The sequence below is a fragment of the Paenibacillus sp. OK003 genome (genome assembly GCF_900109515.1).
GTDB lineage: Bacteria > Bacillota > Bacilli > Paenibacillales > Paenibacillaceae > Paenibacillus > Paenibacillus marchantiae.
In genome coordinates this window covers 264138-281073 of record NZ_FOBD01000009.1, presented here as the reverse complement: position 1 = coordinate 281073, position 16936 = coordinate 264138, and the positions used below count along the sequence as shown (strand labels likewise).

General features: G+C 36.3%; 14 protein-coding genes and 1 pseudogene. 12 read left to right on the top strand and 3 right to left on the bottom strand.

What is annotated here, in order from left to right:
• The first annotated feature begins 139 nt into the window (after positions 1-139).
• The 8 genes and pseudogenes from BMW94_RS16565 to BMW94_RS16530 all read left to right on the top strand — a co-directional run bounded on the left by BMW94_RS16565 (position 140) and on the right by BMW94_RS16530 (position 6410).
• A complete protein-coding gene (locus tag BMW94_RS16565; RefSeq protein ID WP_091000104.1) occupies positions 140-988 on the top strand; it encodes an HNH endonuclease signature motif containing protein in 849 nt (282 codons plus the stop codon).
• A gap of 123 nt (positions 989-1111) precedes the next feature.
• Positions 1112-1657 (top strand): SMI1/KNR4 family protein, encoded by a 546-nt coding sequence (locus BMW94_RS16560; RefSeq protein ID WP_091000102.1) that lies wholly within the window; start codon positions 1112-1114, stop codon positions 1655-1657.
• Positions 1658-1982: 325 nt separating this feature from the next.
• Positions 1983-2276 (top strand): hypothetical protein, encoded by a 294-nt coding sequence (locus BMW94_RS30560; protein ID WP_175480735.1) that lies wholly within the window; start codon positions 1983-1985, stop codon positions 2274-2276.
• A pseudogene (locus tag BMW94_RS31320) lies at positions 2215-2841 on the top strand (tyrosine-type recombinase/integrase). Before BMW94_RS30560 ends, BMW94_RS31320 begins: the two are co-directional and overlap by 62 nt.
• Positions 2842-2908: 67 nt before the next feature.
• Positions 2909-3199, top strand: a complete 291-nt coding sequence (locus tag BMW94_RS16545) for a hypothetical protein (RefSeq protein WP_091000097.1) — start codon at positions 2909-2911, stop codon at positions 3197-3199.
• An 11-nt stretch (positions 3200-3210) separates the two neighbouring features.
• Positions 3211-3807 (top strand): FRG domain-containing protein, encoded by a 597-nt coding sequence (locus tag BMW94_RS16540; RefSeq protein WP_091000095.1) that lies wholly within the window; start codon positions 3211-3213, stop codon positions 3805-3807.
• Between the two features lie 304 nt (positions 3808-4111).
• A complete protein-coding gene (locus tag BMW94_RS16535; protein WP_091000093.1) occupies positions 4112-4849 on the top strand; it encodes a hypothetical protein in 738 nt (245 codons plus the stop codon).
• A gap of 55 nt (positions 4850-4904) precedes the next feature.
• Positions 4905-6410, top strand: a complete 1506-nt coding sequence (locus BMW94_RS16530; protein WP_091000091.1) for an RES domain-containing protein — start codon at positions 4905-4907, stop codon at positions 6408-6410.
• A 438-nt stretch (positions 6411-6848) separates the two neighbouring features.
• Here the strand turns inward: BMW94_RS16530 and BMW94_RS16525 are convergent, their stop codons facing one another.
• The 3 genes from BMW94_RS16525 to BMW94_RS16515 form a co-directional block, all read right to left on the bottom strand.
• Positions 6849-7835 carry a hypothetical protein gene (locus tag BMW94_RS16525; RefSeq protein WP_091000089.1) on the bottom strand — a complete coding sequence of 329 codons (987 nt, stop codon included), beginning with the start codon at positions 7833-7835 and terminating at the stop codon, positions 6849-6851.
• A gap of 122 nt (positions 7836-7957) precedes the next feature.
• Positions 7958-8473 (bottom strand): hypothetical protein, encoded by a 516-nt coding sequence (locus BMW94_RS16520; protein WP_091000086.1) that lies wholly within the window; start codon positions 8471-8473, stop codon positions 7958-7960.
• A complete protein-coding gene (locus BMW94_RS16515; RefSeq protein WP_091000084.1) occupies positions 8466-9368 on the bottom strand; it encodes a hypothetical protein in 903 nt (300 codons plus the stop codon). Before BMW94_RS16515 ends, BMW94_RS16520 begins: the two co-directional genes overlap by 8 nt.
• Before the next feature lie 1567 nt (positions 9369-10935).
• On the opposite strand from BMW94_RS16515, the gene BMW94_RS16510 reads away from it, so the two are divergent.
• From BMW94_RS16510 to ltrA, 4 genes are all read left to right on the top strand, one after another.
• Positions 10936-11544, top strand: coding sequence for a copper amine oxidase N-terminal domain-containing protein (locus BMW94_RS16510; RefSeq protein ID WP_091000081.1), 609 nt, complete (start codon positions 10936-10938; stop codon positions 11542-11544).
• A 418-nt stretch (positions 11545-11962) separates the two neighbouring features.
• The gene (locus BMW94_RS16505; protein WP_091000077.1) at positions 11963-12805 is read left to right on the top strand and encodes a DUF4238 domain-containing protein; all 843 of its coding nucleotides are present in this window, start codon (positions 11963-11965) and stop codon (positions 12803-12805) included.
• A gap of 920 nt (positions 12806-13725) precedes the next feature.
• A complete protein-coding gene (locus BMW94_RS16500) occupies positions 13726-14538 on the top strand; it encodes an HNH endonuclease (protein ID WP_175480733.1) in 813 nt (270 codons plus the stop codon).
• Between the two features lie 714 nt (positions 14539-15252).
• Positions 15253-16551: a group II intron reverse transcriptase/maturase gene (ltrA, locus tag BMW94_RS16490; protein ID WP_091000070.1), complete on the top strand. Its 1299-nt coding sequence runs from the start codon at positions 15253-15255 to the stop codon at positions 16549-16551.
• The last annotated feature ends 385 nt before the right edge of the window (positions 16552-16936 follow it).

The window sequence follows — 16936 nt, the reverse complement described above, 5'->3', positions numbered from 1 at the left end:
TAATAAATTCTTCAATAAGTAAATTTAATTTATAAAAAGAGGAATTATATAAATATTGTAGAATTGTTACTATATTACCAAAAATTCATCTTCAGAGTATCACATAAATGGTAAAATACAAATAAAAGGAAAGTGTTGTATGAGAAAATTATTTGGAATGATTGTAGCTTTATCCTTGTTTTTCACTATGAGTACCTCAGCATTTGCAACAATACCTGAAGAAATTGATTTACATGATCACTCAACTGAAATTTTCAACACCTACTCAATTGATAGTGAATCGCCTGAAGATTTACCTACTTCTTTCAGTGAAACACTCTTTTCTTCTACTATCACACCTGAATCAGCTGACTCTGAAAGTAGTCTTGCATCAAAATTTATTTTAATTACTATTAAACATGATTACACTTATGTTTCATCCAAAAAAGAACACAAGCACTCTTTTAATATTGATGCTCCAGGCACACTGATCAAACCACCGGTAGATGCAATATTTAAAATCACACGATCAGATACAGAAAATGGTATCTATACGGAAGTAGACAGACTAAAGGTAACTGATGCAAGTTATATTAAAACCTATAATATTAGTATTCCGCGTGCAACAGGACACTATAAAGTTGTTGTAGAGCTTACTGCGCGAAAAGCTAATCAGAGTGTTGGGTCGCCAGTTACTGGATCATCGCAATTGATAAACAAAACAGGTAACATATGGATTTTTGTTCATACTGATAGTACATCTGGTAAAACTCTAGCTAAGCCACCTGCAAATTATACTAAAGGTGCTTTGTATACACGTCCAAGTAATTTAAATAAGACATATGAAACATGGTATAACAAAACCTATAGCGCAAAATTAGATGTTACAGATTATGATGTCCATCATATTAAGCCACTAGAATATGGCGGAGATAACACGATGGGCAACTTGATACATTTGAATAAACTTATGCACAAAGGTGTTACAGCCTGGTTCGCGGGCTACTAATTAAACTCTATAAAAAAAATGGCGGAATAGCTAAAAAGGCTAAACCGCCATTTTTTTATATGTGTTACAATTCTATAAAAGGTTTTATATGTATTCTCTATAGAGAGGGGAAGTGGTGAATTTATGAATGAAGATGATTTATTCCAACCATTAAATATTGAATTATTGGTTGATATGGTTAAAAAAATAAGCAATAGTAAATCAGAGATTTACCATATGGGCGCCATAGTTGATTATTTTTTTAAAATGAATCCTCCTGCTCAAAGCTCCGATATAGCCTTAATTGAAAGTGAGTGTGAGTTGATTTTACCATGTGAATATAAAAGCTTCTTAACGCTAGTTAATGGGCTGCAATTTGGAAATTTGGAATGTGAAATTTGTTCTGTTGAAAGTGTAATTGATTATTATTTTGCATTTGTAGATTTCTATCCTTCTAACATGCTTGTCATCGCTACTGCTGCTGGTACTTCTATTCATATTTTGCTTCAAATTAATGACAATGGGTATAAGGTATATGCAACATCTGCTATAGGAGAGGACTACATTTGGTTGCTAAGTGATGATGACCTTTTGAGTTTTTTTGATAAGTTTATTAGTACCTATGGTTTTCCTTATTGGAAAATGTACAAAGATGAGAACACCGCGGTAAAAAAATTACATGTAGATTGAAGTAATAATGTTATTAAGTATAGAAAATCAGTACAGATATTTACCTGAAAAACAGACCTCCAGAGTCAGTCTGAGGGTCTGTTTGAACTTTTAATCGTTCTCATTTGTTTTAGTATTTTGGGGCTGCTAATCAGTAGAGATTAGAGTGATGGAGAAACATCCAGAATATCCATTTTCCTTAGTTTAATGATTTTTGTTCGTTGTCTTCTCTTTATATAACACGACGAAGAAGTGATATAATTGAATAAACGAGCCCGCATAGGATCGTTGGGTAAGAGCTGTTTTTTTCTTCGTGTTATGTATCAGGGAAGAAAAGGGGCCTCACATGTTCGAAGAATTTTTACAACACCTTAGAGATGAAGCCTTATCGCACAAAACAATAAAGACCTACGAAGTTACTGGGAAATATTTGATAATTGGCTTAAATCTACAAATCGATTGGGTGAAGAAGTGGATGCTGTTTATGCCACCCAAAAAGACAGAGCTGATTTTAAGCGGCAACTGCATAAGGCTGGAGGGAAGAAAGGTAAACCAGCAGCACCTTCAACCAAAAATTTGTGACTTTCGTTCATTTAAACAGGATTTTCAGATTTTTTGCTCAAGCAGGCTATATTCCTAACAATCCGTTTGGGCCAGTTAAAAAACCTCCGCGGGCACGTTGGCAACCGAAGTGGTTGTCCAGAAATGAACAAAATGCGTTACATAGGGAAGTTCGCTTTCGAGGAGGCATAAGAGAGTATGCCATTGTATTAACTTTGCTCCGGATGGGGCTGCGGGTGTATGAGCTATGTGATCTGAAGCTTACTGATCTGACCATGAGTGACAGCAAAGGAATAGCATATACATATATTCGAGGTAAAGATAGGGAGATACCGATAAGTGCCGAACTCCGGACCGCGCTTCAGGCGTACCTGGATACCCGGGACGATAAAAGCCCATATGTGTTTGTCTCGAGATGATCACCCAAATGTACGGAACGCGGAGTACAGCACATACTTGAGAAGTACCGCAAATTTACAGGGATTAAGCATTTGAACTGCCACAGTCTGCGGCATACCTTTGGCCACGATTTGCTCGAGGCGACAAAGGATCCGCAGAAGGTTGCTAATCTCATGGGCCATTACAAGGAAAATGGTGAACCAAATATCCAAATGACGATGATTTATACGACACCGAGCAAATAGGATTTAGAGGATGCGGTGGAGTCGATCAGTTGGACGTAAAAACCAAATTGTAGAGGAGAGAATATTTATGCTAGAAGAATTGGATTTTTACAAGAAAATTCAAGATGAAATTGAAACGTTCAAGCAGGTTACCGGAAATGATACCCTATGGTTCAGAGGAGAAAAAAAACCATATCCATCTATGAAATCCTCTTTGACTAGAGAATTAACGGAAAATCCTGATCCTATCGAAAAGTTGACAAATCGGCTATCCCATGGTCAGCATAGCAATGCGATTAATTTTGAAAACTGGGTATATCCTGAAATCTTTAAACGTACAACAATCCATTATCCAGATAACACGACTACAACCCTGTAGAGAACTGGTCAATCGAATACTACGCTCAGCATTATGGTGTTCCCACACGTTTTTTGGATTGGACAGTATCTTTAGAGACTGCACTTTACTTTGCATGCAACAATGTTGAGGAAAATAAAGATTCAGTTTTATGGTTGCTCAATCCTTGCGAGTTCAATCAGTTTACTGTAAAAGAGCATGCAGTACTTGGTACAAAAGGAGAGTATCTGGATTTTTTGAATTCTCAGGTGTTTAAAAAACATGAGCCTGTAGCAATCTACCCAGAATTCATTCATACGAATTTTAGAGCTCAAAGCCAAAGTGGATATTTTCTTTATACAGGTGATGTTTGCGATATAGTCAGCTACATGGATACCGCTCCTAATGCTAATAAAATATATAGAAGAATCGTTATCCCATATCAAGAAGCTCTGATGATTCGTCAACTAAATCCAACAAATGGTTCAGATTTATTTTTAGATGGCCTTAACTTTACTGGTCTACGTTATTATGACTATCGTTTAGCTAAAGGACTCTTAAACGATGTAGAAAGACAAAAAGAACAGCAACGTCTTATCGATGAAAGAGACGCTCGGATGGAAGGTGATATAGAAAGAAATGGTGGATAGGATTAAATTTTGATCCGCTTCAGGTACAGTTAACAAGTGGTGCCCCTTGATCAAAAGGGGCACTTCAAAGGAAATTGGTGAACCGAATAATTTGCACATCACCAGGATTTAAGGATCTTACTGCTACTGTGAAGTCGATCAGCGGGACGTAGTGAAGTAGAGAACATTGTAATAGGGAAAGCTCCGGGAGTGCTTAGATTAGTTGACTTTACGGAGAGTAAAGTTATTCTTAACGGTAAAATATATTGTCCTATCTGTGATAAACAAATTTCATGGACATAATGGATGAAAGGAATGGAACTGTTTGAATAATAAAATAAGTGAATTTTGTAAGCTCAAACTTGAAATAAGGGATTTCCTAAGTCAGACATCTAGTTACATAGAGTCTAATGAATTCGAAATAAAAGAAATGGTCAGAAAATCGCATTATACAGTGATTCATGAAGGTGAATCCTACGATTTTTATGGTTTGCAAAATGAATCTTATTGGTTCCCTATAACTTTAAGAAATTCAGTATTTGTTACACTTTATGGATTTTTAGAACATATCCTTATGAAAATGTGCAATATTTTGAAAGCAACCAGAGGGATTACTAGAAGTGTTACATCTTTTATAAACAATAAAAACAATTATGGACCTACTATTGAGAAAGCTAGTAATTATATTTTGAGTGTAGCAAATATTCATTTTCCAAATCAGTTGCCTGAATGGACACATATGAAAAATTGCGCTGCTTTGAGAAATTATATAATCCATAATTTTGCAAATGCCAATGATAAAGTAAATGCTTTACTTCCTATGAATGGAGTAACAACTGAAATTAAGGATGTTGCTAACGAAATATTTGGATATGACTATCTAGGTGAGATAGTTGGCGTATCACAATGTAACTTTGAGTCAAGCTTTTTTCTACTCTCCAGCTTTAATAAAGAGTTTCTAAGTTCATTTGCAACAGTAATGAATGAGTTTTTTATAGTTAATAGTTCGTTACTGAACGGAAAATATGATAAAAAAATCGCAAATTTTAATTTTTCAGTCTAGTTTCTAATCAGTACTAAGGAATGTATACTAATTGATTGAACGGAGCGTCCAGTTTATGAGTAAGAAAAAATTAACTAATCAAGACGGTAAGCACCAGAGTTCATTCAAACTAGCAGAACAAGCAACGCAATTAAAGGGAAAAAATCAATCAGATAACTTTTCCTCAAGTGATAAAGCAGTGACAGATATAGTGGGATTTAATGCGAATCATTCTAAGATAGCAGATCAAATGAGGATAAAATATCCATCGGAGATCTTTAACCCCATTAGTAAAGCAGTGACAGATATAGTGGGATTTAATGCGAATCATTCTAAGATAGCAGATCAAATGAGGATAAAATATCCATCGGAGATCTTTAACCCCATTAGTAAAGCAGTGACAGATATAGTGGGATTTAATGCGAATCATTCTAAGATAGCAGATCAAATGAGGATAAAATATCCATCGGAGATCTTTACCCCGATTAGTAAAGCAGTGACAGACATAGTGGGATTTAATGTAAATCATTTTAAGATAGCAGATCAAATGAGGATAAAATATCCATCGGAGATCTTTAAGCCCATTAGTAAAACATCGACAAGTATGCTAGGGATTAACCATACACAACTATCAACGGTTAAAAGAGCCATGAAAGGTATTGAAGGAATTTCGTGGGATACTCTAAATCCAGTTGAAAAGGCTATAAGAGGGGGGATTTTTGATGAACCATACAAACATTCTCCAAGGTCAACTGTCACAGAACAGCGGATCATTGAAGGTCGTTTAAATTATCAAGCGGCAAATATCAATTTTACCAATAAATTAACCGAACTCTCACAAGAGGACTATTCCTATTCTAGAATTGACAGTGAAGATGATGAATCTCAGTTACTACTGGTTTCAAAAAAGCCCAATGGTTCAATAATACCAGTGGATGAGATTAGAAACGCAATAGGAGTAATGCAACTTATTGGGGAAATTACCACGGAAGAGATGGTTGCATTTACAGGCCATCTTCAGCGATATCCCATGTTAGGTTTAGAACATAAGATTGGTAAACTCATTCGAAATTCAGTTAAGGGTCTTGCAAAAGATGTTCGATTAAGTGGAGAATTTTATCGATGTCGAACGCGTAAATCTGATGAAATAATGCCATGGACAGAAATGGAAATGTGGGAAGCTCCTTCAGGAATTAGCTCGCAGGGCCGTTTTAATATTGAAGGAAACGGTTTTTTATATTTTTCTCGAGACAAGGACATAGCTATTATGGAAATGAAGCAACCTTCTGGAACAATAATAGATATTATGAATATTAAGTGCGAACCTAGAATGGACATTAAAGTTATCGACATTACAGATTTGGAGGTGAATTTGTTTAAATTTTGTATGTTCCGGGCTGGTGACACCAAAGTGAAAAAAGAGTATCTTTTACCAAATTTCCTGAGTCAATGTTGCCAAATTGAAAACATACATGCTATCAAGTATAAAAGTGTTTTTGATCATAATACAAGTAATTATGTTTTTTTTGACTACATGAGAGAATTGTTTAAATATCAATCCACGATGTCTATAAAGACATGATTCTCAAGACTTAATACTCATATCCGAAAATCTAAATGACGATGATCTATAGGTCTCTGAACAAAGAGAATTTGGAGGTAGCGGTGGAGTTGATTAGCTCGATTTAAATAGTGAGGAGTACTGATATGTTAAGGGGATAATTACTTAAATCAGTCCTCTGTGTAGAATATATGCGCTTTCGATCAAATTATAATAGGGATAAAGGAGATTGGTTGCGCTCTTTCTTAAGATCAGGATAGAAATAGATCTGAGAGGTTATTAAGTATCTTGAAAATTGATGATGGGATTTTTGAATGTAACCAGCTGAAACTTACCTATTAAATAAAAATTAAAGAGTGAGTAAAAAAATATCCTCCAAGATTTCTTGGGGGGTTATGTTTTGTACTAAATCACATCATATGTATATAGTCAAGTTCTGATGTACTAGCATTTGCTTTTTTACTTTGCCTGAACAAAACCTAAGTAATACCAAACTAAAGGTAAGATAATTAACAAAACAACTGCAACAATCCAAGGGAAAAATGCAATTCTTTTTAGGTATTTAAGTTTAATTGCAATTGTTTTTTCTCTTTCCTCTCTCTCTGCTTTTATTTCTTGCATCTCCATTTCGAACTGTTTCTGATTTTCCTTTTGTTTCTGTTCATTTCTAATGCAAGCATCATGAAACAAGTTATCTTTCCTTAGTTCATTAAGGGGGATTTCTCTCAACACTTTCACTTCATTAGCAAAATATGAATATCCATCATCGCCTTTCCAGGGATCCGACAATATTTCTATTTCTAAATATTTCATTGCAAGAGGGTATTCGTAGTATTTAAGAGTATCTGAAGCCTGAACGCAATAGCTACATCCGTGTTCTGATTTAAATGTTTCTCCTATTTTCAATATACTTTTAGTGTTGTTCTTGAGAGAGAAGTCTTTACCAAGTTGTGCAACAGCTTTAACGCCCAAATCGCCCTTACTTATTTTTCTGTCTAAAAAATTAAAAGCAGCTATCTCTCGTTGAAGAACTACTTCTGAATGAGGCTCCCCTGAGGTATTATCTTCGTAATACTGACTGTTATTTTCATAGATAGAAAAATCCATACTAGTTCTTTTCTTAAACTGATCAATCGTAGCATCTATTGGTTCGTCGCATACTAGATTATATGTATGCGCGTATCGATATCCATTAGCTGAAAAAGTGCATTCAATAATTTTATTTTCGCTATCACTTAATCCAAATTTTATATTCATAATGTGATAAATAAGACTGGATACAGTTACACACGCTTCAAAATATATGTTTTCACGGTAGATGTTTTCTTCATAATAGATCTGATGTTCAAAATCACCTTCCTCTAGTTTCTCTTTAAATACAATTTCGAATGCCTTTCTTGCTGTATCAATAATGTACTTTTTTTGTTCTAGAGCTAACTTTCCCATGTAATATCCTCCCATGTGCTTACAAACCTCATTTTGACCACAGTTGAACTTTAGTAAAAAAATTTCTGTGAACAAACTAAAAATGTGCGCATGAACCTACACATTCGTTCGACAATGTTAATTCAGTCATTATTTTTACTTTTATCCATGATCCAGAAATAATAGTCTCCTTCTCTTTTCAGAAATCTATTTAGGGCTCGCTTTTCATTTAAAAAGCCATGAAAATAGGGCTCTTTTGCAAATTCTTTCTCGTAATTCTCAATTTGTGTAAGAAGAGCGGATAATTGATTTGAATCTAGTTTAACTACTTCTTCTTCAAGTTTCATATGCAAAGAAGTTAATTCACTGAGGAGCCTACCGCAGTTCTCGTGTATCTTAATGAACTTCTTTTTCTTTTCTGCACTATAATCCAATACTGTATTTATGATAGAGACTACAATCAACAAGAAGGATATTACTGCTTGTATAGTCAAATTAGCAGTATAGAGTGAAGTAAGTTGAAAAATTCCTACTATTATGATTACTATATTTATCCATTTGGGGCTACTTAGTAAAACACCTTGATTTCTACTTCTTTCATAGCGGATTGCTACTCTTCTTGTAAAGTGAATCAATCTGAAGATTATCTTATCATTCATGGTTCTTTTCCTCGAGGTTGTCAGTCAGTCCACGTAATCTTGATATAATTATGTTAATATCCTTATTTATTGATATTTCATCAATGCCGGTGAATTGGTTGTCAATTTCTTCCAATAGAATAATATATTCTTCACAAAATTCTAAGCTATTGATATCTCTTTTTTGAAACAAAACTGTAGCTTCGCTCCATAAATGCCCTTTATCTAATAATGGTTCGTCTACTACTTTTAAAAAAAAAGGTAAGACATCTTTGTTTATCGTAGACCAATCGACCATAAAATATTTAAGTTCCTCTTTGACACTTCTTTCGTCATTAATAAAAATTGGTTTTATTGTTAAGTCTGCCCCAATGAGTTCAAGCGTTTTATATTTACCACCAGCATATCCATCTCTGATTCTTAGAATGTTCCAACCACGATTTAAGAATGTATATAGGATCAGATTTCCACTTTTCTTTCTCTGTTCATCAAAAAGAGTTAATCCTACAGTTAACAATGGTGCTGTAACTCCCAAAAAACGTTGTACTATTACAATTATTTGAGCTAAACCTTCAAAACTAATTGAAGAAGGTAATTGAAAGAAGGTGGAGGCACTAAAAATAAATATTCTCAATAAAAATTCCGGAAAACTATCACCTTTTAATTTAAATCCTGTTACGTTTGTTAAGCTTGAGTTCTTTAATTCAAGAGCTTGAGCAACTTCAAATGTAAGGATAAAAGCATAAATAGCTGAAAACAAAAAGCATATCAATATTGATATAATAGAATAACGAATTATAATTTTTCTGAAAATGGTGTAAGAGTCTTTAAATATTGTTTTAATAACAGCATATGTAACAAATAAAAAAACAATCAAGGTTGGTACAATTGCAACTATAAAATGTTCAGCAGACATTAAATTTTTCATCCTTTTCAAAAAAAATCTAGAAGTAGAATTGCGTATGATTTAACTGGAACTTAGTAATTTTCACAAATCAGTGCTGCACCTGATACAGCAATTATTTAATACATAAGTATTAATTTGTGCAAGAAAATGCCTCCAGTCGTTTGCCTCTCAATTAATGAATGAGCCAGGAATGGTCAATGAATAGTGTGATATCTCATTAATAGGAATCCATACAGTTTCTTCTTGCTTTTGGACTTTAACATGGGTTTTATTACTTGTAAGTGAGATGTTCCCGTAGAATGTCGTTCCGTCTGTAAAAGTAAGATGAACTGGATAGGAATTCTATTCTGCTATTATAAGGTCTTTAGTCATGTTTGTTCTCCTTTATATAGCTTTGGTCACAGATAAGTATAATCCGAATTAGCTATAAAGGAAATATCTGAGATAAATTAAAATGTTTTGTTATTTTTATGTGAGTAATAAAAGTTAACCTCTAAAGTGGACGGGGGACAGAAAAAAGACGCCGAGGGTTTGATTTCGAGCGCTTGCTTTAATTACGAACAACTCGAACCGCATACAGGTTACAGGCCATCAGGTGAGCAGATTGACGGCTCTTTCTATCTCGACGTATATGCCTCCTAGAAGCCAAATGGCATGCAGACCCGTTTCCCACTTCAGTCCTCTATCAGTTCAAAGGCATGGGTAATGCAGCTTGAAATAGATCAATTGAAATTATAGTTGCTATGGGAAAGTTCATAATTCCTGGTGTGGCAAACGCTCTTTGGAACACGTTTTATGCTGAATCTAAGATACTAATAGTAACTGAGGGTGACGGAGACCCGGTAAGAACAACAGAGATGAATGGATTTCAGCGATCCCTAATCCTTCTATTGAAACTAGGCTTGATGTTGAAGTTAACCAGTTGAAATTTAATTTAAAGTATCGTATTGAGAAATCTCGTCAGACAGCGAGTAGTTTAAACATTGAGGAACTACAAAAGAGAGACGAGCATTTAGCTCGGTTCCATGATGCAATCCTTGGAAAATGAAAGATAGGATATATACTAAATATAAAAAAGTCGATAACATATTGAGTTGGATTGTCATTAATAGCATCAAGCTCTTTTCACCTGATATTATTTTGGGACAAGAATATGATCCCATTTAAATTCGCTAATCAAGTGGCTTTTTTATTTTATCTGTAAAAGTTCTTGTCCCCATCCAAGGACAGGAGTTGTACCGATTATGAGTAGACTCTTTTGAAGCTGAGCATTCATTTTCATGTAAACTTAGATTTCTATTTTGCGAAACAACTCTAAAATGGTTTTTGTTAGTTCATTTTTGTTTTGGTTGCTTCATAGTTGAACGAATTTATGGGGGCTGAGGTTTTACACTGGATGAGTATTGATCAAAGTTATACAGCGTTCAGCTGAAACTACTATCAGATAGAACGTTGGTGAGTCTTCATATCAAATTGAATGAAAAGTTACTATAGAAATTGTTAACCTTATATTTAATTCTCAGATATTGTATGATATGATAATTAGGAAAATAGTACCATTTGTAGGGTGTGGATCGTGAGAAAAAAGTTGTTGGTTAGTTCTCTAGTATCTGTTTTGCTTTTATCAAGTACATCAAGTGTGTTAGCTCATCCAGGCAGAACCGATTCAAATGGCGGTCATACTTGTTGGACCAATTGTGCCATATGGGGACTAGAGTACGGAGAATATCACTATCATAATGGAGGGAACTCATCATCTAGTTCCAGTTCTATTAAGTCTTCTAAGAGCTCTTCGTCAAAAAGCTCTAAATCATCTAAATCAAAATCTACAAAACCTAAGGAATCTAAGCCAAAGTATACGCAATCTAATCTAAAGGTTCATATCAATGAAAAAAAAGTTGATTTTACGAATAAACCTTTACAGTATGAGGGAAATAATCTAGTTCCGCTACGTGACATTACTGAAGCGTTGAAAGCGACGTTTGCTTACTATCCTGAAAGTGGGACAATTAGCATTGCAAAAGATAAACACAAAGTTACTTTGACCTTGGGAAGCAAAAAGGTATTCTATAATGGTAACAGCAGCACGCTAAGCGTAGCTCCAAAAGTCATAAATGGCATTACATACATTCCTGTACAGGCTATCAAAGGCCTAAGAGCATCTATGGAATTTTTCAAGCAATAACACACTAAACGTTACAATTTAGACTACGTCGTGGAGAGCAATTGCTCTCCATTCTCATTGAATCCGAATCGGCTCACTCAGTTGGAATTAAAATAAGGGCTTGTAGAATACAACTATCATGTTGAAGGCGTGGATCTCGACAAAGTCTAAACAACACAACCGAGCTCAAAAACAAATGGTAGAGCTCTATGAAATTGGTAAGCCGAGAACTATCATTCAGAATAACCGTAATTAATACTCTGTATCACGAGTGATCGTGAGATCATTGGTCACAGTACATTGACAATCCAATGCAATTTAATGAATAGTTTCAAAATTATTTGAAGAGCGAAGTGATGTCACAAGTCAAAATTAACTTAAGTTCAGCCGCCTGCCTTTCCTACAATTCTAAAATGATAAGTAAGAGAGGAGCATACAAATGGAAAAGCGTAACAATCATTACATACCACAGTTCTACCTAAAGGGATTTTTGGATCAGAGGGTGATTCCTCCTCGAGAAGCGAGTGTCTGGGTTTATGACAAGCATCAAGGAGTGTTAAAACAAAGAGGGATTCATAAGGTGGCCAGTTTAAAAGGGTTTTATGATCTGAAACTTGTTACGGGTGAAATAACAACTGTAATAGAGGACTATTTTTCAAAGTATATTGAAACTCCTTCATCGGTAATCTTAAAGAAAATAATTAATCAAATTCCTATAAATGATGATGAGAGGATTGAATTCTCTTACTTTATATACTTTACTCTTGCAAGAGTTCCTAATTTCCTTAATTATATGTCGTGGTTCTATAAGAATAGCGACAAACTTAATTTAAATCCTAAATCGTACAACAATACAAGAAAGTTGGTGGAGGAAAATCATCTTCCTGATGGTTTGACTACGCTTGAGACTATGATAGAAATGTCGAAAATATTTGTTCCTAAGATTTATGATATGAGCTGGCAGTTTCACATTGCCCCACAAAATAAATATTTTCTAACATCAGATAATCCAGTAATACTAAATGATCCGAATTCAAAAAAAGTCTATCCGTCTTTTAGCGGCTGGAACAATCCTAACATTCATTTGACTTTTCCGTTAGACTCTACAATGTGTTTAAGGGCAACCTGGGGAAATAAAAGAAAAACTTACGTTAAGGCAAGTCCAAGATTTATAAGAGCGATCAATTTTCGGACCTCTTTTTTCTCTACACGTTATATTTTCTCACCTAGACCAATAGAGTCCCCATCTTTAGACGGTCATTTTATATATAATAAGATCTGAGTATAGGAAAATAAGCAGAAAAGGTGAGGTTTTTTTGTACTATCGTTACTAGAAACATCTATCGAAAAATCAGGAAATCATCCAGGGATTCTTATCTTTGATGAACCTGCACAACATAGTATTGTTAGTAGCGATGTAGAGAAGTTTTTTAATGATATCATTAAGCTAAAGAATAGTCAGGTTATTATTGGAATGACAATAAGAGATAGTGATACAAGAAAGACTATCAATAAACTACCTTCAGAAAGCTTTAATTTAATTAAAGTCCCGTATAAAGCTTTTAAAAAACTCTCTACTGATAGCGAATAGAAATTATAAATGGGAGGAATCTCCCAAGTAATTTAAGAGCTATCAAAACTATAAATAACCTCAATGCGATTATTGGTTACAGCAACTACATGACACCTATTTGAAACAAAAAAGAACGGGGCATTTTTTTCTTCGTCAATTATGGCCGGCTTAACAAAAGGCATTGTTAGAATTATGGGTGTAGACATTTTTGGTGGTGCTTGTTTAAAGTTTGATTTTCAATAATTTCAACCCTATGGAGGGCTTCCAAAAGTAGCATAGTTACTTTTGACTTTTCATAGTGGCTTTTCGAAGTGGTAGGTAATGTTCTTAATTGTATTATTTATGAATAAAATCGGATCTCAGCGTATTAAGTTTTGGTTTTGAGCCGAAATTAAAACACTATTATCAAAATAACAAAAAAAGTAATTATAACTAGGTATCAATTCAAGCTTAACATTATGAAGAGTTTTGTCTCATCTAGGCAGGCTATCTATAAGTTTATGAATACTTCTAATCAAAATCTGCTTTCAATGGAGTTTTACCTTTAAATTTGAGTTTTACAGACCAAAAATTGGAGTTGAATTTAAATGTCATCGTTAAGAAAAATGCATAAATCTGAGGCATTGTCCATGGCTAACTTAGTGTATCAAGAAATGATGGGTACTGATAATTCATTTTCCCCCCAACAATGGATAGATTATCATGAAGTGGATGTTTTCCCTAAAGCTTTCAAACCACACAGATGGACCTTGTTACATGATTATATTTCAGAGCTGTACAAGTTTCAATTATATTATCCTATCGACAAACATGAGCCATATGAAGTAATTGAAAGTTTAATTGATCTCTTTAATACGTACTGTCCTGATAATCCAGAGTTTAAAAAGTATAGTTATCAGTATTCAGAGTATATTGTTGATAAAAGAAATTCAGTAGTAAAAGACAAAGAAGGAAATGGTGTAGACTACCGTATTATTGATGAATTAGGCTACAATTTTTGCTCAGCTTTCGAAAATAGTATTATCGATATTGTAGTTGATGACGTATTTACAGTATTGTTTCAAAGTAAGAATTTTCTAAGACAGTTTAACATGGCTGTCTCCGAGATAATAATTAAGACTAAGAAGGAGGATAAACCAGAAATTCTCAAATCAGATGGTGTTATTAAGCGATGTTCTACTAATCTTGCTTGGTTACGTAAAGGAGTTTTTTATCGTGATAAGGGAAGGTGTCAAGAATGCGGTAAAGACGTTACTGGCTTGCTAAATCTTGAAAATACCTTTCATATAGATCATATAGTTCCTCTTACTATGGGTGGTACAAATGACCCAACAAATTTTCAACTATTATGCGATTCATGCAACTTATCCAAAGGAGCAAAGACTAATAATACTTTTGATATTGATTCACCGTTTTGGGATCAAGATAAGAGAAAAAAATAGGATTCATGTAGTTAGTTCGTATGTGAAATAATTGAAGTGAATAGCACCCATACGTAAAAGGGGCGAGGTTTTAAATCCTTGAACCTTATATGTACTTTATCGAAGAAATCTGAATAATTAAAAATATCAAGGGACAAGAAAACATTTACCCATTAAAGCCGCTATAGTAGCGGCTTTTTTTTTTGTTTGCGCGCCTAGCCAAGCTAGGCACAACTAGCCGGTGAAAGTCCGGTCCAGGTAAGAGCCAAGTCGCCTGGTAGCTGACGGGCAACTGGTGGAGAAATCCTAAGGTTGAAGCCCCGTGACAAAGTAACTTCTACACGAAGTGCGAGCAAATCCACAGGCCGTAACATGAAGTGAATCCTGCCGCACCGTTAAAAATAGCCTTTTTTTAGGACAAGAGAGAGTCGAGCCTTGAGACAGTGGGCGAAGACCATGGAACGCGTGAAGCCCTTGGAAGTGCAGCGCGGAAGAACTCTCCGGTGTAAGGGGAACGGCATGTGGAGAAAGTTGGGTCTGGAACTAGGGAGACCCTCCCCCGCACGAAGTTTTTTTTTCGTAAGGAGCAAACCTATAAGCCCGAAAGGTGAAATGGAGAGCTGCGGGGAGGGAGTCGGAGGGGGACATAGTACCGTGGAAATGAGGACAACACAACCTCACGGAGGGAAGGCCCCCTGCTTTTGTTCACGTACCAGAGGAGGTAAGAGTCAGTGAATGCCCAAAAGGCTAACGAACACCAAAGTAAAAGCTCGACAACTTCAAAACGTACTATACCTGGCGGCCAAGGAACATCCAAGGCGCCGGTTTCATGCATTATATGACAAGGTATACCGAGAAGATGTTCTGTGGGAAGCTTGGAAACAGGTTAAGGCGAGTGGCGGCAGTGGCGGTGTCGATGGAGTGACACTGCACTACATCAGTCAGGAATACGGAGCAGAGCATTTTGTCGATGAACTAGCGAACAAGCTAAGAAGCGGAACCTATCTTCCGCAACCGGCGAGACGGAAAGAGATCCCGAAACCGGATGGAAAGACCAGACCACTGGGGATTCCTATTATCGCAGATCGAGTGGTACAAATGGCTACGAAGATCGTGATGGAACCCGTTTTCGAAGCCGATTTCAAAGACTTCTCCTACGGATTTCGTCCGAAACGAAGTGCGCATGATGCGATTCGCCATATCCGGCGAGCGGTCAAGAAAGGCGTGTACTGGGTGCTGGATATCGACATACGAGGCTACTTTGATAACATCCCTCACGACAAATTGATGCAACTGGTAGAGCAGCGCATCAGTGATCGGCGGGTGCTGAAACTGATTCGGCAATGGTTGAAAGCGGGTTTTGTGGAAGATGATCAGTTCCATAAGACGGAGATCGGATCACCGCAAGGGGGAGTGATTAGTCCTTTACTGGCGAATATCTACTTGAACTATTTGGACACAATCTGGGAAAAGAAGTTTACAGAAACAGGAACGATGGTACGTTATGCCGATGACCTGGTCATCCTGTGTAAAACCAAAGAGCAAGCCCGCAGAGCGATTGATGTCCTAAAGGCAGTACTGGGAAGACTGGAACTGGAGATCAACAAGGAAAAATCGAAAGTGATCCACCTGTGGGGAGCCGAAGAAGGTTTCGACTTCCTGGGAATGCATCATCGAAAAATCCCGAAGAAGCTGAAAGGCAGCAGAGAAGTCCATGTCCTTCGCAGTTATCCAAGCCGGAAAGCGATGAAGAGAATGAGGGCGCGTGTTAAAGAAGTCACGGAGCCGAGGAGTCGTCTGTATTGGACCATGAATCAGATGATCCAAGAACTCAACCCGAAAATACAGGGTTGGAAGAACTACTACGGGTTCGATGTCTTTGCGACCAAGTTCCTGAACAAAATCGACTGGTATATCCGAAAGCGATTGACCTTGTATTGGAATAAAAAACGAAACCGAAGTCATAAGCAGAGTCAGTCCCGACAGGCAGCAGCGATGGCTGAACGGGCAGGGCTCAAGAAACTGGCTGGATGAAAAAAAAAAAATCCGTAATGCCGCAGGAAGAAGAACATCGGAAAGCCGTATGAGGGAAAACCTCACGTACGGTTTGATGAGGAGGGGCTGGGATTACCCAGCCTCTTACTCTACTAGCGTGCCCAGATACAAGTATGATCTTGTTGGTGAAAGTCCGACCAAGGAGCTTTGGTAGCCAGGATGCTTGCATATGGCGAAGTCTGTGTGTAAGAGCACATAGACAAAAGTACCCGTCAGAGACAGTACGAGCAACAATCCAGGCCGCAACATGAAGAAATCCTGCCACGTTATCCAAAAGGCCTCGCAAGGGAGGAAAGAAGCTGACGAGTATTGTGAAACTGGACGAAGGCTAAGAAAGCTGTGCAAAACTTGGAGCAGCAGTGGA

What these genes read in the sequence shown, in the direction of transcription:
- BMW94_RS16525 (WP_091000089.1), bottom strand. Translation starts at nt 7,835, where the DNA reads ATGGGAAAGTTAGCTCTAGAACAAAAAAAGTACATTATTGATACAGCA.
- ltrA (WP_091000070.1), top strand. Translation starts at nt 15,253, where the DNA reads ATGCCCAAAAGGCTAACGAACACCAAAGTAAAAGCTCGACAACTTCAA.
- BMW94_RS16560 (WP_091000102.1), top strand. Translation starts at nt 1,112, where the DNA reads ATGAATGAAGATGATTTATTCCAACCATTAAATATTGAATTATTGGTT.
- BMW94_RS16500 (WP_175480733.1), top strand. Translation starts at nt 13,726, where the DNA reads ATGGCTAACTTAGTGTATCAAGAAATGATGGGTACTGATAATTCATTT.
- BMW94_RS16505 (WP_091000077.1), top strand. Translation starts at nt 11,963, where the DNA reads ATGGAAAAGCGTAACAATCATTACATACCACAGTTCTACCTAAAGGGA.
- BMW94_RS16545 (WP_091000097.1), top strand. Translation starts at nt 2,909, where the DNA reads ATGCTAGAAGAATTGGATTTTTACAAGAAAATTCAAGATGAAATTGAA.
- BMW94_RS16515 (WP_091000084.1), bottom strand. Translation starts at nt 9,368, where the DNA reads ATGTCTGCTGAACATTTTATAGTTGCAATTGTACCAACCTTGATTGTT.
- BMW94_RS16520 (WP_091000086.1), bottom strand. Translation starts at nt 8,473, where the DNA reads ATGAATGATAAGATAATCTTCAGATTGATTCACTTTACAAGAAGAGTA.
- BMW94_RS16565 (WP_091000104.1), top strand. Translation starts at nt 140, where the DNA reads ATGAGAAAATTATTTGGAATGATTGTAGCTTTATCCTTGTTTTTCACT.
- BMW94_RS16530 (WP_091000091.1), top strand. Translation starts at nt 4,905, where the DNA reads ATGAGTAAGAAAAAATTAACTAATCAAGACGGTAAGCACCAGAGTTCA.
- BMW94_RS30560 (WP_175480735.1), top strand. Translation starts at nt 1,983, where the DNA reads ATGTTCGAAGAATTTTTACAACACCTTAGAGATGAAGCCTTATCGCAC.